Consider the following 21,363-nt stretch of genomic DNA (forward strand, 5'->3'; position numbering starts at 1 on the left):
GGTCTTTGTTTAATTATTCCTATATATTTAATTAATATACTGTTATAACACTATTGTATGCAATGATTGTCCCAAACGTATCCATTAAGTTGTATGTGATTGTATATCTACCAGCCACTGCAGTATTTACACTGCCACTTATAGAAATATAACTGGTAATGTCGTTACCATCCAAATCAACAGCATAAATGCCTTCCCAAAGGTTAATGGACGCTCCTACTGCAACTTGTTTATCTTTTACTCCTTGCAAATAATCGATTTTGTGTTGCACAATCTTATTGGTTGTTCCACCATCTGTGGGGTCATAACCAGTCCCAAATGGAAGAGTAACTTTATCCGCAATCGCAATTGCAGGTTCCTCTGCTGGATTTTCATATACCTCTACTACGGTTTCATTTATACAATTCTCATATATCCATTTGGAATCAGCTACCGTTAAATATATTGAGCCAATTGATGCTGCACTTCCTAACTTATTATAGGCGTCCGTAATTAACGAGGAACTTTTTTGACTACTATATGGTACTGAATGAATATAAAATGTGGGACCAATTCTTGACGTATATTGCGCATATTGATTCGTATCTAACATTCTCCACACAAACTTTTCGGAAATTTTATAACTGCCCATTGGCACATTTGAATTAACTGCGCATCGAAATGTTTTAAAAGCGATTGCCTTTCCAGTATTATCAATTTTAAATATTGTAATAAAGTATTTACTCTTATTTATTTTGATTAGATAGGAATTATTCTCTGCACTAAAATTAGTACTGCCAATTGTCCCATTTTCTGTTTCAATCGCAGCACTAGTATCTTCACTATTATATGTTTCTTGGGTACCTGGCAAATTAATATTTTTAAATGTAAAAAATATTATTATACCAAGTAGTAATAATATTGGTAGATATATCTTTGAATGGCTATTAAAAATCCATTTTTTTATATCATTTCTCTTCGACTTATGATACATATTATATTTCCTTATTAAATTCATTAAATAAAATTATAAATAATTTTATTTTATAAATTGATTTATTGTTTGATTTTATATGGTTCAATATTAAATTTAAAACTGTCGTTCTCTCATTTCAATAAATTTTTTAATCACTTCGATTGTACCATCAATTCCAAGTTTCCCACTATTCAAACACAGATCATATCCTTTGGCTTCGCCCCACTTCTTACTAGAATAATAATTATAGTAGCTTGCGCGACGTTTGTCAGTTTTCTGAATTAAATCAGCTGTCTTTGAATCATTTAGTTGATATATTCTCTTGATGCGATCAACTCTAGCAGATATATCGGAGGTTATCCATACACTGATTGCATGTGGATTACTTTCTAGTGCATAATCTGCACACCTACCAACGATTATACATGATTCTCTATCAGCTAGTTTTTTAATTGTTTCAAATTGTGCTAAAAACACTTTGTGATTAATTGGCATATCGACATAAGATGTTGTGTATCCTAATGAATACGTGTCCATTACTAGGGAATACAAAAAGCTGTTTGTAGGTTTTTCATCATGATTAATAAATAGTTCTTCACATAAGCCACTATCCTTTGCTGCTAATGCTAACAATTCTTTATCGTAGCACTTAATTCCTAATTCCTCCGCAAGTTTCTGACCAATCTCGTGACCTCCACTACCGAATTCACGTCCTATCGTAATTACAGTTTTCTTATTCATAATAGTACCCCCTTTGTATAAATATACAAGTTTATTATATGTACAGTATACAACGATTAAACAGATATTTCCAGTTGTTTTTATGATTTACCAATAATTTCACATAGTTTTTGGTAAATGCATACAATTATCATCTTATAATTTCATATTTTGACAATTTATTATATATTTGTACTTCTAAGTTCATTTTCAATTTCTACAGCTCGTGGTGTGATTCCGCATCCACCACACGCAGTTTCTTTGTACATCGTATCCATGTTTTCGCCTATCTCTTTCATTGCGTCAATAACTTGATCTACTGGCACTTGGCTTTCTATTCCGGCTAGGGCCATATCGGCACAGGAAAGTGCATTTACAGCTCCTATTACATTTCTTTTCACACAAGGAACCTCAACTAATCCGGCTACAGGATCACAAACAAGTCCTAATAAATTTTTGAGTGTCATTGCTGTAGCATGGCATATTTGCTCAACCGTTCCATTTTTAAGGAATACAAGTGCTCCTGATGCCATGGCTGATGCTACTCCAACCTCTGCTTGACAGCCACCAGCCGCCCCTGAAACAAATGCTCTTTCCGCTATTACTTGACCAATTCCACCGGCAACGTATAATGCTTGAATAATGTCTTTCTCGGAAATATCAGCGTATTGGTAATATGAAATCAAAACTGCTGGAATAACTCCGCATGACCCTGCTGTAGGTGCAGCGACAATTCTTTTCATACATGCATTTGATTCTCCCATTTTAAGTGCCTCAGCAATCACTTTTGTTGTAAATGATCCGCAATAGCTGTCTTTTTTATCTAAATATTCCAACATTTTCAGGCCATTTCCACCAACTAATCCACTTTTTGATTTTAACTTTCCATCATAATTATCGCTAGCATCAATCATAGCTTTCCACATTTGAGTCATTTTATTTAAAGATTCCTCTAACGTTATAGCACTTTCATTGATATCTTCTTCTATTATTATTTCATAAAATGATTTGTCTTGTTCTAAACATAGCTCAACTATTTTTTCCATTGATTTAAAAGACATAGAAACTCCAATCTCATATAATTATTTGGATTATTTAACCGCACTCAAATATGTTACTTTAATTACACCTTCTAGATGATTCAGCCAATCAATTGACTCATTGGGTATATCTTGGTCGGTCTCGATAACCATAACAGCATATCCACCTCTAGCGTCTCTAAATAATTGCATCGTTGCAATATTCACCGATTTATGTGAAAGTGTTGATGTCACCTCAGCGACATGCCCTGGTTGATCAATATTATGAACGATTAGTGTATTTTGTTCCCCTGAAAAATTTACAAGAATTCCATCAATCTTATTAATCAAAATTCTTCCACCACCAATTGAAGATGCTTGTACTTCAATTTCTCTACCATTTCTTCCAATCACATGAATCAACGCTGTATTAGGATGTGCATCTTTGATTGTTTTATATTCAAAATTATATTCAAATCCTAATTGATTCGCTATAACATCACTTTGAGGAATTCGCATATCATCTTGGAGCATACCAAGAAGTCCGGCAATTATAGCCTTTTGTGTTCCATGCCCAAAACCAGTTGCACTAAATGATCCATGTAATGTAATTGTTGCACTAACTGGTTCCTGTGCAAGCAAATGTCGTGTCACAAGTCCGATCCTTACTGCTCCAGCAGTATGCGAACTTGATGGGCCAACCATAATTGGGCCAATAATATCAAAAATATTCATTATAATGCTACCTCCTAATTATATTTTCCATATATATTGTTATGAAAAGTGATCTTATTATGCATTAATTATAAATAAAAAAGAGAGTATACAAGCCTGTATCGCTCAAACAATCTCTTTCCTAAATTAATTATTATATATTTCAATAAATTCAAGTACACGTACGAAATAATTTGGCAAAGGTGCTTCAAATTCAACATACTCCTTTGTTCTTGGATGAATAAATCCTAAAACACGGGCATGTAATGTCTGACCTTGTAAATTATATGGAGACTTTGCTGATGTATATACATCATCACCTAACAATGGATGTCCAATGCTTGCCATATGAACTCTGATCTGATGTGTTCTTCCAGTTTCTAATTGACATTCAACATAAGAAAACTTATTCATATTCTTTATGACTTTATAATGAGTCACTGCTCTTCTACCATCGAATTTATCAATAGCCATCTTTTTTCTATCATGAATATTTCTTCCAATAGGTGCATCAATTGTTCCTTCTTCTTCTTTAAAACTATTATAGACGATTGCATTATATTTTCTTGTAATTGAATGAACACTCAATTGCTCAGCCAGGCTATTGTGTGCGAAGTCATTTTTGCATACTACGATTAAACCGGTAGTATTCATATCGATTCTATGCACGATTCCTGGTCTCATTACACCATTTATTCCAGATAGGTTATCTTTGCAGTGAAACATAAGCGCATTTACTAGTGTTCCAGTATAATGACCAACTGCCGGATGCACAACCATTCCCTTTGGTTTATTAATAACGATTAGATCGTCATCTTCAAAGACGATATCAAGTGGAATATCTTCTGCAACTATTTCAGGTTGTACCAAATCAGGAATAGTAACATCTAATGAATCTCCTAATGAAAGTTTGTAATTTGACTTTACGATTTTATCGTTTACTGTTACACAATTATCCTTTATAAGTTTCTGCATATATGATCTAGAAATATCTTCGAGCTCATCTGACAGAAACTTATCTATTCTATTTCCTACATCATCTTTATCTATTATCAAATTAATTTTATCCATCTATGCCCATATCTTTCTTCGCTTTTTTTAGTGATAAAAAATTAAAATCTTCTTCTTTATATACAAAAAATATTAATATTATAAGTAATCCCATTGAAACTGACACATATATATCAGAAACATTAAATATTGGAAAATCAATTAATTTAAAGTAAACAAAATCTATAACATAACTATTTACAATTCTATCAATTATATTCCCAATTGCACCAGCACAGAGTAAAATCAATACACATCTAAAAGGTAGGTACTTCTTTTCATCAGGAGTTCGATATACAATGAAAGCAATAATAATTAACACAATGCAGGTAAATATGATTAATATAATTCTTCCACCACTAAATATTCCCCATGCTGCTCCTGTATTTCTAAGATAAGAAAATTCAAATACTCCTTTGATAATTACAAATGGACTATGTCCTTTTAATTTCATTTCAACTATATATTTTGTAAATTGATCGATTCCAACAAGTAAACACACGCTTATTATAAAAATGATTAGTTGCCTAGCTTTTTTAACGTTTCTCATATTAACTCCTACTCAACTGTATATAGTATATATATTATTTCTATTTTATTAGTATTTCTAAAGCTTTTTTCATTTCTTCATCTGTAACAGTTTTGTCAATATATGCATTACCAATCTCATTTAATAAAATAAATTTAATTTTACCTGCATCCATCTTTTTATCATTCTTAGAAATTGCGATTATATCCTCGATTGTAATCCCTGAAATGCTAGTAGGAAATTCGTATAATTTTAACATATCCAAAGCTTGTTCCATTTCTAATTCAGTTATATGTCCTCTATTCTTAGAGATTTCAAGTGAAGCTATCATCCCAAGTGCAACACATTCTCCATGATATAGCTTGAAATCCATTAATTTTTCAATTGCATGTCCTAATGTATGACCAAAATTAAGCAAAGCTCTTTCCCCTTGTTCTGTTGGATCAAGTTCTACTACTTTACATTTAATATTGCAACTCACAAAAATCATAGCTTCAAGTGTTTGCATATCTAATTCTTTAATGCTATCTGCATTCTCTCTAAGCCAATTATAATATGCTTTATCTTTAATAAAACCATGTTTGATTATTTCGCCAAAACCAGAATTAAATAATCTAGTACTCAGTGATTTTAAAGTAGCAAGATTAATATAGACCAATTGGGGTTGATGAAATGCGCCTACCATATTTTTATATGCCCTAAAGTCAACTCCGGTCTTACCACCAATACTAGAATCTACTTGAGCTAGTAATGAAGTTGGTATTTGAATGAAATCAATACCGCGTAGATATGTAGCAGCCGTAAATCCAGTAAGATCACCTACTACACCACCGCCTAATACGACTAACATATCTTTTCTATCAAATTGATTCATAATCAAAAATTCATATAAATCAGAAACTACGTCAAGATTTTTATTTTCCTCACCTGCCATAAATGAATAGATAAAGACAATATTTCCAGTCTTCTCTAACTCCGTCTTTACGGTATCAGCATATAGTTTTCCAACATTGCTATCGGTTACGATACATAGCTTTCTTCCTAAAACGGATAGCTTTGAAAAAGAATCAGATAAGTTCCTAAAATTCTCCTCAATCATGATATTATAAATTGGTTTTTGATCATAATGAACTGTAATTGTCTTCGACATAAATATAACCTTATTGTATCACATTTTTAAATTATGATACTGCTCATATAAATACAATCAAATAAATATACGAAGCACCTTTCGTTTTGAATTTTTGATTTATATATATTTATGAATTGTAGCAATAAATCGTCCTTTTTTAGTAACTCCAGAAGTTCCCAAATATTTGAATTTGCCTAATCCACGAACTGAAATAATATCGTTTTCTTTTAGATTATAACTATTTGTCGTCATAACTTTGGCATTAACAAATACTTTACCTTCTTCAATATTAGAAATAATACTTGAACGAGAAGACTCAAAACATATTGCCAAAACACTATCTAATCTCACCGATGAAATACTACCGCTAATTTCTGAATAGTTCAAAGATACTTCTTCATCAAACTCACTAACTTCACATATGACAGGAGTATGTTTAATCCTTGTAAGATTATCTATAACATACATTGCCATCTTATCAATGCAAAACACAAATGCACCCTTCTGATTGACCACTATATCTCCAATTTTACTTCTATCAATTCCTAAATTTAAAATTGCCCCTAAAAAATCCCGGTGAGTTAACGTGTCCGAAAACTTTGCATTTAAAGGCTTAATCAAAATAGTAACAATTGGAGGAAGTACTACGCTAGTGCTATCTATTGGTGTGATTGCAATAATTGTTCTTTCAGCTAAATTATAGCCACCTAAAGCTTCAAAGCTAACAGGTGGCATTTTTGATATTTCCCTTTTAAATAAACTTTGTTCGTTAATATTAAGAAAATCAGAAAACATTGGAATACCTCGTTGATAAGATGTATTCGCTAATTCCTTTAACCTATTAACTATAATCTGATCATCTTTATCCATCAATTAATCCTAACTAAAATTTTTCATTAAATGTAGTCAAATCAATTCCACCAGCTACAAGTTCTTGAAAATCTCCTGATACGTCAACATTAGGAGGTGTAATTATAAATATGTAATTTGTAATCTTTTGAAGGTTGCCACCAATAGAATAACTTGAGCCGGCTGAAAAATCGATTATTCTTTGAGCAACCTCTACATGAATTCCTTCAAGATTGAGAACAACTGCTTTTCCAGATAATAATGTATCTGTAATCTCTCTTGCATCTTCAATAGAAGTTGGTCTAATAACACATACTTCAAGGCCTCTATTATTCTTCATCTGAATCACCTTGCTTTTCTGTCTAGTAACTAATTTGTTTTGTTTTAAAGCCTTATCGTCAATTTCATTATCGTCATCTGGCTCTGATTTTCCACTAAATAAACGTTTTCTTGTAGATTTAGTTTCCTCATAATCATCTTCATCATTGCCATATCCATCATCGTAATCATCATCATAATCGTTATTAGATAAATTAAGAACATCTAATAATTTATTTATCATACCCATATTTAATTCTCCTATTATTTATTATAATTTCGCTCTCCAAAGATTGCTGTCCCTACCCTTACAAGTGTAGCACCTTCTTCTATCGCGACTATATAATCATTAGTCATACCCATAGACAAACTGTCCATACAGACATTATCAATGTTTTTGCTATTTATGTCAACACATAATTGCCTCAAAGAGCGAAAATATTTGCGATTTTCTTCAGGATCTACTACATATGGGGCACTTGTCATTAAGCCTTTTACTCTCAATCCTGGTAATTTTGAAAATAACCGAACAGCCTCTTCGGTTTCATCTATTGCATATCCGAATTTTGTTTGCTCTCCAGCTACATTTACCTCAATTAAAATACTTACTGTAAGTTGCTTTTTCACTGCCTCTTTGCTGATTTCTTCAGCCAATCTTAATGAATCAACTGAATGAATCATTGCGACTTTATCAACAATATATTTCACTTTATTTCGCTGTAAATGTCCTATCATATGCCATTCAATATCTTTTTGCATCGCCTCGTATTTATCTATTAGATCTTGAACTTTATTCTCGCCGAATTTTCTTATGCCTACTTCATATAACTGTTCAATCATTGATATCGGTTTTGTTTTACTTACAGTAATTAAGGTTACTTCTTCTTGTTTTCTACCAGCTTTTTCACAAGCTATTTTGATATTGTATTGCACTTCATGTAGATTATCAACTAACATACTTGCTCCCATTCCTGCGCATCTTTTATTGTCTCGCTCGGTGAGACAATGCGCATATCAAGTTCGTGCCATAGACACCAATATGATTTTTTTTATATCTGTCCCTAATATATAATAACATTTTCTTTCATATTATATCCGTCTAAAATAATATGGTCATATACTGTTATGCCATATAATGTACCTTTTTTGACAATACAATATTCTTTATTTTGTTCGATAATTTCAACTTTACGAAATGTTGTGTACCCTGTATTGACACAATACACACCTTTTAGGGCGGCCGTCGTACCAATAATATGACGCATAGTTGAATCTATCTTAACAATATTATCACCCGGAGAAAAATCTGCTGTATTAACATAACACAAAGTATCTGTTGTGCTATATATATTAACTTCTTTAAATTCGGTAACTAAGTTCCCATCTGAGTTTAAATGCTCACATAAAAATCCATAAGAATTACTATTGCCACCTGTTGTTAAATACTCCTTTGGAATCGTATAAAAATCTTTATCCACTAATGAAGTCACAGGGATTTTCAAACCGGTAGAATTAGATGCAATAAGCTCTATATCTAAAAATCTTTCATTGGCATATCGAATCATATATTTGCTCAAAGATAGCTTTCCATACATCCCACCGTTTTTTTCGACAATACTAAAATCAGCATTTGTAGTAATATCATCTTTTACAAATCTGATTTTAACTACAGATTTACCAGTCAACTCATATTTATCAATATCGCTTTGTACAAGTGGTATGTATACGAACCAATCTTCGCTTGTAATCACCTTGTATACTGGATTATTCGCAACAATCAAAGATTCTGTTTTAAGATTGTTTTTGGGATTATTATTTTTGTCAAAAACTGATGATGAAAGCTTATCTTCATTGAATTCTTCATATCCGTCGATTGCATACTCTACAACGCCGCTTGTATCTGATTTTATAGTCTGAAACAAGTTCTCGCTACCTGTTTTACTTATTATAGAATCAAGATTATTTACTATATTTTCATTAATTGACTGCAAAACAGTCGAATTAATATCTGCCTTTAAATCATATACTTTATTAAATTCATCACCTGAATAATCCACTTTAAAACTATTAAGTGTACTTTTAATTACTTTCAAATTATCAGCTGATAACGAATTTTTATCATTATTTAGTTGAGATAAGATTTCCGCCACTCTTCCTGTCTCATCAACCGTATATATCGTATCACCAACCTTAGCTTTGACGCCTTCTCTAATATAATAATTAATATTGCCCGAAAAGCTTGAATTGAATACTTTTTCTGTTCTTAACGCAATTCCTTTATATACACTATTGGAAGTAAGCGATCCAGCGTATACTTCGTAAGTTCTTACTTTGGATTTGGAAATGTACATTGAAATAAATGCAATCAAATATATAAGTATGATTGTAAAAATAATAACAGCAGCTCGAGGTTTTTTTCTAAACTTTACAATGTCTCTTCTACGATTTGCCATTTTAAACCTCCAGGATTTTATTAATATATTGTAGCATTTTAGATGTTAGTATACAAGCAAAAGCCTAGTTTTTTTCTATAAATCCACCATAATCTGCCATGAAATGCAAAAAGATTTCCATTTAATACCTTAATATTATTTGATATAACTTCAAACAATACTATATGTAATATTAAAATATATAAAGGAGGATTTTAAATGAGAAAAGGATTGGACTACGCTGCTTTAACAGTTGTAATAATCGGATCAATTAACTGGGGCCTTATAGGATTTATAAATTTCAATCTGGTTTCATTTTTATTTGGTGCAACAAGCATGCTAAGCAAAATAATTTATGCTGCAGTAGGAATTTGTGGACTTTATTTAATTAGTGCATATGGTAGAATTGAAGAAATAGATTAATATCACCTTTCATTAATAACCATATACTTACAAAATCCCCTTCACTTTAATAATGAAAAGTAAAGGGGATTTTAAGTAATACAAATCAGTCTTATTGGTAAATTTCGCGCCATTCCATATCTCCTCGATCGAGAGATTTTATTAACAATTCTCCAGTAGCCAAATTAGTAGCCAATGGTATATTATACATATCACATAAACTAAAAATATTATTAAAATCTGGTTCATGTGTCTGCGGATTCAATGGATCTCGAAGAAAAATAACTAAATCGATTTGATTATGCTCGATTTGTGAACAAAGTTGTTGTTCTCCTCCTAAATGTCCCGCTAAAAATTTATGCACAGATAAATTCGTAACCTCTTCTACTAAACGTCCAGTTGTTCCTGTTGCAAATAACTGATTCTTATTAAGAATTCCACGATATGCGATACAAAAATTTTGCATAAGTTTTTTCTTTGAATCATGAGCTATTAATCCAATATTCATAAGTCTATTACCCTCCTAATCATTATCATATGAATTCCTTTGCATACATATATTAATTACAACTCCCATACCACCAAACAAAGCGACTAATGAACTAAGTCCATAACTCACAAAAGGTAATGGTAACCCAGTATTTGGTAATAGCTTAGTTGCAACACCTACATTAATAAATGTCTGATAAGAAACTAATGCTGCCATACCACAGCAAATTAAGCGGCCAGTAAAATCCTTTGCTCTAATAGCCGCCAAAATACATTCAAATATTATCAATGCTAATAAAAGCAATACAATACATCCACCAGTAAATCCTAATTCTTCGCCAATTACGGCAAAAATAAAATCAGTTTGTGCTTCCGCTATGAAATTACCGTTTTTAATTGATGACGCATCATCATTATTAAGACCCTTACCCATTAATTGTCCAGAGCCAATTGCTTGAACGGAATACTTTTGTTGATACTTTCCAGCAGAATTAGCATCTGACTCGTCCGGACTCATAAATGTCAAAATACGGCCAACTTGATAAGGTTGAATTAAAATAGGTTTTGCCTGCTGAATATCTATTGCAACAACACCTATCATTACTACTATTGATAATACCATTATTCCAATTATTTTGTAACTTAAACCTGCACAATAAAGAATTGTAAATATTATCATACAAGTTAGTAAAGTAGTAGATAAATGAGGTTCTTTTAATACGAGTCCAACTGGAACACTTAAAAAGACCCCTAAAATCAATAAGAATTTCCAAGTGTTCAGTCTGTTCTTATACATTGAAAGCACTTTCGCTAAAGCTAAAATTAGCAGTATTTTTGAAAATTCAGATGGCTGAATCTGCACGAATCCAAAATCCATCCATCTTTTTGCATGATTAGCCTCTGTTCCAAAAAAGTGAACAAGTAGTAATAAAAATACATCTAACAAATACATAAGCCAGAAATACCTTAGCAGCCAATTATAATCAATAAGAGAAATAACAATTAATATTGCCAGACCAATTCCAATACCCTCAAATTGTCTAAGGGCAAGAGAAAAATTCTTGGCACTATTAATAACAAGTACTCCTATACCTGAAGTAATCAAGATTAAAATAACCAATCTGAAATTGTAGTAACGTAATTGAAATTTTTTAAACATAGCAACACCTTTTCGCGGTTATTTCTTTTCTAGCTTTCCATTCCTCAAATCTAAAATTGGAATATTTGCAAATAAAGCAGGAACAAAGCCATTATTATTTTCAGATTCTGTTTGTGTAATCTGAATATCAAGGCCTTCTGCGTCAATAACCATATATTTTGATATTACTTTAATAATATCATTTTTAATCATTTCCATAATCTCTGGTGAACAATTCGCTCTATCAGAAACAAGCAAAAGCTTAAGTCTGTCTTTTGCTACATCACTGGAATTTTTCTTTTTAAACATATCAAACAAACTCATTATTCAAACCCCCTCCAGATCAATTCTTTTTAAATATACTAGATATTTTTTGCCAAATATTACTTTTTCCACTTAAATCAAGTAGAGGCACTTCTTCACCAATAATTCTCCTGCAAATATTCATATATGCTTGTCCAGCTAAGCTGTCATCGCCTACCAACGGTTCACCTTGGTTAGTTGAAATTACAACATTTTCGTCATCTGGAACAGCACCAATTAAATTAATTGATAAAATATCTACAACATCCTCAATCGACATCATATCACCGCGACTTACCATATCCATTCTAATTCTGTTAACAATTAAATCGCTGCGTTTCATCTCTTCTGCTTCTAATAATCCAATAATACGGTCTGCATCTCTAATAGCTGAAACTTCTGGTGTTGTTACGATAAGTGCTCTATCTGCACCAGCAATTGCATTCTTAAAGCCCTGTTCGATACCAGCTGGACAATCAAGAATTATGTAATCAAATTCTTCTTTCAGTTCTTCTGTAAGCTTTTTCATCTGTTCAGGTGAAACAGCTGTTTTATCTCTAGTCTGAGCAGATGGAAGTAAAAACAGATTAGGATAACGCTTGTCCTTAATCAATGCCTGCTTCGCTCTACAATTCCCTTCTACGACATCTACAAGGTTATAAACGATTCTATTTTCTAACCCCATTACTACATCTAAGTTTCTAAGTCCTATATCTGTATCGATCAACACTACTTTTTTATTCAACATAGCAAGACCAGTCCCAACATTTGCTGATGTGGTAGTCTTACCAACGCCACCTTTTCCAGATGTAACTACAATTACTTCACTCATCCCAAATCCTCCTACAATTAATATATCGTTCTAATATACATTATGCTTAATTTTACAACTTAAATCAATAGGTTTTTAATAAATAAACAATAATCAGACAATTCTATACTCTAATATCTGACAAAACATCTTTTTCAAGCTTTTCTATATAGATATTTCCGTCTTCAACATATGCAATCTTGGCTTCACTCTTTTTTAATTTTGACTTTGTAGTTGAATCTGAACATCGAGCAATTACACTACCAATTCTAATCTGCATCGGATCCATCTCAATAGCCACCACAAATGCATCTTCATCGCCACCAGCACCAGCAAAAATATTCCCCTTTAAACTACCAAGAACAACAACATTACCTTTTGCTATTACTTTACCACCAGGATTCACATCACCAAGTATAATAATACTACTTTCTGATTCAAGGACTTGTCCTGAACGTAGGGTCCCTTTATAAAATTGACCACTATGTGCACACGATTCAGCGATTTTTGTATCAACAGCATTTTTAAAATACTGCTGGCGTAACTCATCATTATCAATCACACATACAATATTGAGTTCTGTTTCTTTATCTATTACATCCAGTATTTCTCTTTCTTCATTATCTGACAGCTTTCTTCCTTCAAATGAAATTGCCATATTCGCATTTTCAAAAAACTTAGAAGCACTAGTGAATTTTTCAATAAGACAATTTTTCAATTCATCGAATTCTATATTTTTATCTAAAACAACGACGATTCCATTCTTATTGCCTTTAATAACCACTGAATTATTCAATCATTCCACCTCAATTCTAAATATAAAACTATTTTCTAGTTTAATTCATTCCCATTATTTTATAAATGTTAGCTGTAAGTTCAGAAACATTACCAGATTTATAACCATTCGGAATTACTACTGCCATAGCGACCTGTGGAGCATCATATGGAGCATAACTGACAAACGTTGCATGATCGGGCTTATTCGAATTTTCCTGCGCAGTACCAGACTTACCAGCCACAATTACTTTAAATCCATTAAATGGAGCTTGAAAATCAATAACCATCTTCATTCCCGTATGGACTGCAGTCCATGTTGAACTACTTACATTATCCATTGTATTTGCTACAACAGCCGAATTATCTCGGATCAAGTTTCCCTCTGAGTCTGTAACTTTATCAACTAATGTTAAATCATGATTAATCCCAGAAGTTGCTACTGTAGATACATATCTTGCCAAATTCAAACAAGAATAATCATGCGTTCCTTGTCCAATTGCAGAGGCAATTGCGTTCGTGTTAGAAGCTTGAGGCTCTTTCTCATATATTTCAATGTTAGATTTTGTTGCAAGTCCTAACTGCTCCGCATATTTTTGTAATGTAGAGGTACCTTTTATAGAATTATACTTTCCATTTTCAAGTGCAAGCCGGTATCCAACATTGTAAAAAAATACGTTACAAGAATCTCTAATTGCCGTAGATACATCTCTATCACCATGTCCTTTGATTTTCCAACACTTCGGTGGCGGTGTAACTAGATCAAATGAACCACTACAATTAATCATTGTACTTGGAGATATAACACCTTCTTCAAGTCCTGCAATGGATGAACATAGTTTAAATATCGAACCTGGAGCTGTTTGAACCGAAGTTGCTTTGTCATACAGTGGTTTTGAAAGATCATTATTTAATTGATTATAATAATCCGCATCCACCGTCCCAGATAATTTGTTAATATCATATCCTGGATAGGAAACCAATGCCAAAACATCACCAGTATTAGGATTCGTTATTACACAGGATCCAGAACAAGGTTCCAAGGCTAACTGTGCAGGTGTAATCTCCTTATTCAAAACTTTTAACTTAATAAAATCAAATGGACCAGTTCTTCCGGAATTAAGAGAAGCATAATCGGCATCATTAGGAGCTAATACGCCTTGATCAAATAACATCAAACAGATCTGTCTACCGTTTACAGTGCCTGAACTTATAAGGCTCTTGTAAATTAATTTTTGGAACCCTGTATCACTTTGAATCTTATTAATGATATATTCAACTAGTGAGTTATATCCTTCTCGTAAGCTTGAATACTGTTCTGACGTAAGCTTTGACATATCAATCCAATTCTTTGAAATTGCATAAGTCAAATATTCTTCAAGACTAATATTACCAGCGCCCCATTTTTGATAAGTATCATCCGTCTCATCGATACTATCTTTGTTAATAATTTCGTTATCTTTAAGCATTTTTTCAATATAATTCATGTATGCTTTATTATCTTCTGAAAGTTTTGTATATACTGTCGAAGAATTCGTCGTAAGCTCATTATTGATTTCAGGAACCACTTGTGCTTGCTTACTCAAAAACGAATTATATACATCCGCTTCAACCGGTAAATCCTGACTAGCAATTTTATTTAATGAAATGATATTATTATCAATCAAAGCAAAATAAACCTTCTTAATTGGGATTGCCCAACCAGCTGTGGTTCCTTCATTATCTCCTAGACCAGGTTCTACTCGTGTTTCGATACCATCTTCATTCCTAATATTGGGATATAGGATATCAACCAACTTTTTTTCTATTGCATCATAAACTTTTTTCTGTAAATTAATATCAATGGTCAAATATATATCATTACCTGTCGCGGGTTGTGTTTCATCAAGTACTTCCGTCACTCGTCCAACTGTATCAACATATACCTTTTTTGACCCTTTTGTACCTTGAAGATCTAAGTCTAGTGACTGCTCAATACCTGCTTTACCAACAACATCATTCGCTTCATATTTAGTATTATCTGTCATATCACTACTAGATACGGTTCCAGTATATCCCAAGATATTAGATACGTAAACACTATCAACATATCTTCTCACATACTCTTCTTCAATCACTACTCCAGCTAATTGACCGGAATTTTCTAATATTGCAGCTACCGTTTTATCGGAAGCTTCATATGCAATTGTAAAAGACAAATATCTATTATAGGAATTGGCGGACATATATAGTCTAAGATTAATAATTTCCAACCTGTTTTGGACGGAATATTCAGACGACACTCCATATCCATTTTTTTCATCTGTGCTTAAATACTCTATGAGTTGCTGCGCTGTTACATTTTTTTGTTCATCTGAAAGAAGATTAATAGATTTTAATTTATAAACATCTCTCAAAAACCTTAACAATGACGTATCAGCAACCGTAAATTGAAAATTGCCGCTTTCATCAACTGTAATAGGTAAATCATTCGTTATTTTATCACCATTGCTCTCAATTAAATTAATAGTATTATTAATCGTTTCGTTAATGGTAGCATTTTTAGTTTCATTTGAACCATACGTACCACTATCACTAATCTTTACAGAGTAAGCCAATTCGTTATAAGCTAATAGCACCCCATTTTTATCAAAGATTCTGCCTCTTGTAGCCGCAATACTTGTATCTTTTTCAATTGATTTTGCTACATTCTCAACATATGATTGCCCATTGATAATCTGCAAACTGAAAAGTCGATTAATCAAGAGAAAAAAAAGGACAACAAAAACAACTATCATTGGTAAAAGTCTGGATTTAAAAAAGCTTAATACATCATCAATTATATTCCTAATCAAAATTTTTAACTCTCCTTTTTTCCTTACTCTCAAGCTTCGCATTCAAGAATACAAATGGCTTATAAATTATAATAGTTACAAATATGGTATATACTACTTCGGGTATAACAATTCTTGTCATATAATATAATATATCAAGTTTATTATGTAGTAAAAAGTTTCCAATATAAGCAAATAATTCAAATCCCATATTTCCAAGGAATAAAATCAGCAATGGGAACAACATTTCAGATTCCTCATATTTTTTATAGTAAAATCCAGCAAAATATCCAATATACATAAAAATAAGTGCTGTGAATCCTACAATATTATTGAAGAACAAATCATATAAAAGGCCACTCACCAAGCCCACATATATCCCTTCATTTTTACCATTTAAGAACCCAAACAAAACTGGAACAATTATTAAAAGATTCGGCGTGATTCCCCCTATTTCAATATATCTTCCATAAGTACTTTGGATGAGATACAAAAACACTATTAAAATTAATTCACCTATTTTTCTTTTCATAATGTTATTTTTTCTCCAAAATCACTAATACTTCCTGCAATTGTGAAAAATCTACCGCAGGTTCTAAATATCCAGATTGACTAAGATTATTCGGATCTAATTTTACATCTTTTAAATATCCGATAAGAATCCCTTCCAGATATTTGGTACTGATGTTTGATGTTACAATCTTATCTCCGTCTCGTACAACTACATCCGTTTTAAAAGACATAGCATGTATCAATCCAGAATCCATTAATTTCAAATCGCCTTTGATATTACATCCTTGGCTCGTGTTAATTAACATGCCGGTTACATTGCTGTTATCATCAATGATTGAACGCACAGTTGAACTGTCACTACCAACTTGTGTAACAATACCAACTAAACCTCCACCAGCAATAACATTCATATCAACTTCAATTCCATCATTACTACCTTTGTCTATTTGAAAAGTACTAAACCAATTACCTGGATCTTTACCCATCACTCTAGCTCCGACCTTTGTATATCCTGGATATTTTTCATCTAGTATATATAAATCACGAAGACGGGTTAGTTCATAGCTATCTTGTTTTAATTGGTTATTTTCTTCTACTAAAGCGTCAACTTGGCTTTGTAGTGTTACGTTTTTCTGCATCACTTCGCTTATCTCTTGCAATGTTGCTGCTTTACCAGACGTCCAAAGTCCAATGTTGTTCATTCCCTTTTGAAATGGAATAATAACTGTTGAAACTACGCTTCTTAATGGTGTTACTAACTTGTCAGTAAAAAACGAAACACCAATAAAAAGCAAACAAAACGCTGTAAACCCGATAAGCAAAGATTTAGATGAGAATAAAAAACCATACTTTTTCTTCATGGAATCAATTCCTTAATTATAATTTTTGTCTTGTGGTGTATATGCCACAGTTTTAAATGATGGAGTATTTACAACTCCCATAAGGCCTCTAACTACACTTTCAGATGGATTTTCAACAATATTAACATTAAGATTCGTCTCTTCTTTAATAAATCTTTCAAGATTGTTAATATTTGACGTACCACCTGTTACATAAATACCTGTATTAATTATATCAGCAGCAAGTTCTGGCGGTGTTCTTTCCAAAATCATCTTGATAGAATCCATAATTGAATGAAGTGGATCAACAATTGCACTATATATTACATCTGATGATATATCAACGCTTACTGGTAACCCAGAAACTACATTACGTCCAAATCCTTTACAAAATATCTCATCAACTTTAACTGCGCTTCCTAATTGTCTCTTCAAGTTTTCTGCAGTTTTACTTCCAATCACTAGATTATACACTCTCTTAACAGTGCTAATAATACTATCATCTAATCTGTTTCCACCAATCTTGACTGACTTGCTGATTACAATACCACCAAGTGATAAAACAGAAATTTCAGTTGTATCAGCTCCAATATTAACGATCATAATACCGCGTGCTTCAGTCACATCAATTCCAGCACCAATTGCATCAGCTACTGGCTTATCTACAATAAATACATTCTTAGCTCTAATTTTTGAATCAACGATCAATTCATAAAAAGCTCTCTTTTCAACTTCTGTAATATCAGTTGGTACCGCGATATAAAATTCTGTAGGTCCGTTTAATTTTTTGTTATCATTAATCAACTTAAAGAAACTTGAAAATAAAGTTTGCATATTCTCTATATCCGCAATCACACCATATTTTACTGGAAATGAAACCTTAATACTATCAGGTGACTTTTCATACATCTCATAAGCTTTATCTCCAACTGCAAATATTTCTTTTTTATTTGCAATTGCTATTATATTTTTTTCATTTAAAATTCTGCTTTTTTCCTTTGAAAACATCTTAAAATTACTTGTACCTATATCTACTCCATAAACGTTTTGTGCCATAATTAATGGGACTCCTTTCAAATTACATAATACCCTTTTCTCTTAAACTTGTATACTTATTATCTCCAATAATAATGTGGTCTATCAAGCGAATCCCTAATATTTCTCCAGATTCCTTAATTCTTTTAGTCACCATCAAATCATTATTGCTTGGTGTAGGATCACCACTTGGATGATTATGCAAAATAATAATTGAAACTGCATTATACTTAAATGCTTCTAAAAACACTTCTCTCGGTGTGATTAGTGATGCATTTACAGTTCCAATTGATAATACTGTATCATTAATCAGCCTGCATTTTGTGTCTAACATTGCAACTATTAGCTGCTCTTTTGAACTATGACGCATTTCCTCCATATAGTAATCAGCAATCGCTGAAGGATTATTAAAATTAAGTCTCATATAAGCACTAGATTTTGAAATACGCTTTGAAAGTTCTCCAATACATTGTATTTGAATTGCTTTCACTTTGCCAACGCCTTTAATATTCATCAGCTGAGGAATTGATAAGTTCATTAATCCAAAGAATCCTTGATTTTCCTTTGAATAATTCAAAATTGATTTAGAAAGTTGAATTGAATTAATACCTTTTGTCCCCGTCTTAATAATTACTGCTAACAGTTCAGCATCAGTAAGACTATTAACGCCTTGACCAATACACTTTTCATACGGCCTTAACTCACCCGTTAAAGACTTTACTCCTAAAAAATCATTCATCTGCTCTCCTTTTTTGGGATAAACAGACTTTTCTCAAATACAATTATAAAACTTTATAAATTATAATTGCCAATACTACTCCTATCAAACTAGCGATTGTAATCTTTATCTTAAGCGCAAATGTAATAACAATTACACCAAGATCTAATACGACTGGATTATCTTTAATGCCAAATTCATTTCCAAATCCCAGCCAGCTAAGAGCTGAAACACTTTTCGTTAATTCAGCAATAAATCCGCCCAGTACAATGCCTGCAAGGAGTAGCAAAAATAATGCCCAATTGTTTTTGCTCTTTGTAATAGCCATTTAAACGATTACCCCCATCATAATTAACATAGTAAAACAACTTGGATTATATCACTTTTTAAAGTCCTTGTATACCTTTAAATGTTCTATTTTTTCTACATTTTTCTAATAATCCTATTTGAGCACATTAGGAGAAGTCCTTGAATTGACTGGCTTCCATCATTTTTTGCATACTCATCAAAATTCCATATTTTGCATGATACCAAGTAAGTCCACCTTGAAAGAACACTGTATAGGGTTCTTTTAACGGTCCATCTGCACTCAGTTCAATGGATGATCCTTGAATAAATGCTCCAGCTGCCATAATTACATCAGAATCATAACCTGGCATTGCCCATGGTTCTGGAGTTACATAACTATCAACTGGTGCTGCTGCCTGAATACCTTTACAAAAAGCAATTAGTCCTTCTGGTGAATTAAGTTCTACCGCTTGAATAATGTCATGTCTAGATTCAGTACTATTTGGTATTACTTTAAACCCTAATGATTCATATACATTTGCGGCAAATATAGCGCCTTTTACTGCACCTGATACAACTGTTGGAGCAAGAAATATTCCTTGATAAAATGAGTGGTTCACACCAAGTGAAGCACCAACTTCTTTACCAAGACCAGGTGATGACAAACGAAATGCTGCTTGATTAACATATTCCGTTTTACCTGCAATATAGCCTCCACATGGGGCAATTCCCCCACCAGGATTTTTTATCAGTGAACCAACTATCAAGTCAGCTCCCACATCACTTGGTTCAATCGTTTCAACAAATTCGCCATAACAATTATCCACCATACAAATAACTTGTGGCTTGATTTTTTTAATAAATTCAATTAATTCGCCTATCTGTTTCACTGAAAATGTTGGTCGCGAAGCGTATCCTTTTGAACGCTGAATCGTAATAAGCTTCGTTTTTTCATTGATTGCATTTTTAATGTTTTCATAATCGAAATCACCATTTTGAAGTAAGTCCACTTGCCTATATGAAACTCCATATTCTGCGAGACTTCCCATTGAAGGTCTAATACCGATTATTTCATCCATTGTATCATAGGGTTTTCCTACTGGAGACAAAAGTTCATCTCCTGGCCTTAAATTCCCAGAAAGAGCAATGTTTAATGCATGCGTTCCACATATAATCTGTGTTCTGACCAGTGCCGCTTCTGTATGAAAAATATCAGCATATACTTTTTCTAGTGTGTCTCTTCCAGCGTCATTATATCCATAACCAGTGGACGCCTGAAAATGCATCTCACTAACTCTGTTTTTTTGCATTGCTAAAATGACTTTCATCTGGTTATATTCTGCAATTAAATCGATCGATTTAAAACGTTCTTCTAAGCCTTTTACGATCTTTTCTCCATACTCATATATGCCAGGAGAAATTCCCATCATTTTGTACATTTCTTTTGTAGTTTCGCTTATATCACTCATTATATACTTATATGCTCCTTAAATCTTATCTTATTTTTTCTATTAAATTGTTT

Annotated in this window: 24 protein-coding genes; 1 reads left to right on the forward strand and 23 read right to left on the reverse strand. The window is 32.4% G+C overall.

Annotated features, from left to right (window positions below):
- Positions 1-31: 31 nt before the first annotated feature.
- The 11 genes from BMY18_RS11100 to BMY18_RS11150 form a co-directional block, all read right to left on the reverse strand.
- Positions 32-973 carry a L,D-transpeptidase family protein gene (locus BMY18_RS11100; protein ID WP_170841380.1) on the reverse strand — a complete coding sequence of 314 codons (942 nt, stop codon included), beginning with the start codon at positions 971-973 and terminating at the stop codon, positions 32-34.
- A 96-nt stretch (positions 974-1,069) separates the two neighbouring features.
- A complete protein-coding gene (locus tag BMY18_RS11105) occupies positions 1,070-1,696 on the reverse strand; it encodes a cytidylate kinase-like family protein (RefSeq protein WP_092453992.1) in 627 nt (208 codons plus the stop codon).
- Positions 1,697-1,857: 161 nt separating this feature from the next.
- Positions 1,858-2,736: an L-serine ammonia-lyase, iron-sulfur-dependent, subunit alpha gene (gene sdaAA, locus BMY18_RS11110; protein WP_092453994.1), complete on the reverse strand. Its 879-nt coding sequence runs from the start codon at positions 2,734-2,736 to the stop codon at positions 1,858-1,860.
- Between the two features lie 30 nt (positions 2,737-2,766).
- Positions 2,767-3,429 (reverse strand): L-serine ammonia-lyase, iron-sulfur-dependent subunit beta, encoded by a 663-nt coding sequence (gene sdaAB / locus BMY18_RS11115; protein WP_092453996.1) that lies wholly within the window; start codon positions 3,427-3,429, stop codon positions 2,767-2,769.
- A gap of 126 nt (positions 3,430-3,555) precedes the next feature.
- Positions 3,556-4,479 carry an RluA family pseudouridine synthase gene (locus BMY18_RS11120; RefSeq protein WP_092453998.1) on the reverse strand — a complete coding sequence of 308 codons (924 nt, stop codon included), beginning with the start codon at positions 4,477-4,479 and terminating at the stop codon, positions 3,556-3,558.
- Positions 4,472-5,008: a signal peptidase II gene (gene lspA, locus BMY18_RS11125; protein ID WP_092454000.1), complete on the reverse strand. Its 537-nt coding sequence runs from the start codon at positions 5,006-5,008 to the stop codon at positions 4,472-4,474. The genes BMY18_RS11120 and lspA overlap by 8 nt, the downstream gene beginning before the upstream one ends.
- Positions 5,009-5,048: 40 nt before the next feature.
- Positions 5,049-6,137: a 3-dehydroquinate synthase gene (aroB, locus tag BMY18_RS11130; RefSeq protein ID WP_092454002.1), complete on the reverse strand. Its 1,089-nt coding sequence runs from the start codon at positions 6,135-6,137 to the stop codon at positions 5,049-5,051.
- 99 nt (positions 6,138-6,236) lie between these two features.
- Positions 6,237-6,989 carry a YlmH/Sll1252 family protein gene (locus BMY18_RS11135; protein WP_092454004.1) on the reverse strand — a complete coding sequence of 251 codons (753 nt, stop codon included), beginning with the start codon at positions 6,987-6,989 and terminating at the stop codon, positions 6,237-6,239.
- 13 nt (positions 6,990-7,002) lie between these two features.
- A complete protein-coding gene (locus BMY18_RS11140) occupies positions 7,003-7,536 on the reverse strand; it encodes a cell division protein SepF (RefSeq protein WP_092454006.1) in 534 nt (177 codons plus the stop codon).
- A gap of 14 nt (positions 7,537-7,550) precedes the next feature.
- Positions 7,551-8,243, reverse strand: coding sequence for a YggS family pyridoxal phosphate-dependent enzyme (locus tag BMY18_RS11145; RefSeq protein ID WP_092454250.1), 693 nt, complete (start codon positions 8,241-8,243; stop codon positions 7,551-7,553).
- A gap of 104 nt (positions 8,244-8,347) precedes the next feature.
- Positions 8,348-9,739, reverse strand: a complete 1,392-nt coding sequence (locus tag BMY18_RS11150) for a biotin/lipoyl attachment domain-containing protein (RefSeq protein ID WP_092454008.1) — start codon at positions 9,737-9,739, stop codon at positions 8,348-8,350.
- Positions 9,740-9,937: 198 nt separating this feature from the next.
- On the opposite strand from BMY18_RS11150, the gene BMY18_RS11155 reads away from it, so the two are divergent.
- Positions 9,938-10,141, forward strand: a complete 204-nt coding sequence (locus tag BMY18_RS11155) for a DUF378 domain-containing protein (protein WP_092454011.1) — start codon at positions 9,938-9,940, stop codon at positions 10,139-10,141.
- Between the two features lie 91 nt (positions 10,142-10,232).
- On the opposite strand, the gene mgsA is transcribed toward BMY18_RS11155, so the two are convergent.
- From mgsA to BMY18_RS11215, 12 genes are all read right to left on the reverse strand, one after another.
- Positions 10,233-10,628, reverse strand: a complete 396-nt coding sequence (gene mgsA / locus BMY18_RS11160) for a methylglyoxal synthase (RefSeq protein WP_092454013.1) — start codon at positions 10,626-10,628, stop codon at positions 10,233-10,235.
- A 15-nt stretch (positions 10,629-10,643) separates the two neighbouring features.
- Positions 10,644-11,768, reverse strand: a complete 1,125-nt coding sequence (locus BMY18_RS11165; protein ID WP_092454015.1) for an FtsW/RodA/SpoVE family cell cycle protein — start codon at positions 11,766-11,768, stop codon at positions 10,644-10,646.
- 18 nt (positions 11,769-11,786) lie between these two features.
- Positions 11,787-12,071, reverse strand: coding sequence for a cell division topological specificity factor MinE (gene minE, locus BMY18_RS11170; RefSeq protein WP_092454018.1), 285 nt, complete (start codon positions 12,069-12,071; stop codon positions 11,787-11,789).
- A 19-nt stretch (positions 12,072-12,090) separates the two neighbouring features.
- Positions 12,091-12,882: a septum site-determining protein MinD gene (minD, locus tag BMY18_RS11175; RefSeq protein WP_092454020.1), complete on the reverse strand. Its 792-nt coding sequence runs from the start codon at positions 12,880-12,882 to the stop codon at positions 12,091-12,093.
- A gap of 103 nt (positions 12,883-12,985) precedes the next feature.
- Positions 12,986-13,657 (reverse strand): septum site-determining protein MinC, encoded by a 672-nt coding sequence (gene minC / locus BMY18_RS11180; RefSeq protein ID WP_092454022.1) that lies wholly within the window; start codon positions 13,655-13,657, stop codon positions 12,986-12,988.
- Between the two features lie 40 nt (positions 13,658-13,697).
- A complete protein-coding gene (locus BMY18_RS11185; RefSeq protein ID WP_092454024.1) occupies positions 13,698-16,469 on the reverse strand; it encodes a penicillin-binding transpeptidase domain-containing protein in 2,772 nt (923 codons plus the stop codon).
- A complete protein-coding gene (mreD, locus tag BMY18_RS11190) occupies positions 16,462-16,980 on the reverse strand; it encodes a rod shape-determining protein MreD (protein WP_092454026.1) in 519 nt (172 codons plus the stop codon). The genes BMY18_RS11185 and mreD overlap by 8 nt, the downstream gene beginning before the upstream one ends.
- Before the next feature lie 4 nt (positions 16,981-16,984).
- Positions 16,985-17,755 (reverse strand): rod shape-determining protein MreC, encoded by a 771-nt coding sequence (gene mreC / locus BMY18_RS11195; protein ID WP_330385975.1) that lies wholly within the window; start codon positions 17,753-17,755, stop codon positions 16,985-16,987.
- A gap of 78 nt (positions 17,756-17,833) precedes the next feature.
- Positions 17,834-18,856, reverse strand: a complete 1,023-nt coding sequence (locus tag BMY18_RS11200) for a rod shape-determining protein (RefSeq protein WP_092454030.1) — start codon at positions 18,854-18,856, stop codon at positions 17,834-17,836.
- Positions 18,857-18,878: 22 nt separating this feature from the next.
- Positions 18,879-19,574: a RadC family protein gene (gene radC, locus BMY18_RS11205; protein WP_092454032.1), complete on the reverse strand. Its 696-nt coding sequence runs from the start codon at positions 19,572-19,574 to the stop codon at positions 18,879-18,881.
- Between the two features lie 43 nt (positions 19,575-19,617).
- Positions 19,618-19,881, reverse strand: coding sequence for a DUF4321 domain-containing protein (locus BMY18_RS11210; RefSeq protein ID WP_092454034.1), 264 nt, complete (start codon positions 19,879-19,881; stop codon positions 19,618-19,620).
- Positions 19,882-20,008: 127 nt separating this feature from the next.
- Complete coding sequence (locus BMY18_RS11215) at positions 20,009-21,310, reverse strand: methionine gamma-lyase family protein (RefSeq protein WP_092454035.1); 1,302 nt, start codon at positions 21,308-21,310, stop codon at positions 20,009-20,011.
- Positions 21,311-21,363: the final 53 nt, after the last annotated feature.

Source organism: [Clostridium] fimetarium (assembly GCF_900111235.1).
Classification (GTDB): domain Bacteria; phylum Bacillota; class Clostridia; order Lachnospirales; family Lachnospiraceae; genus Clostridium_N; species Clostridium_N fimetarium.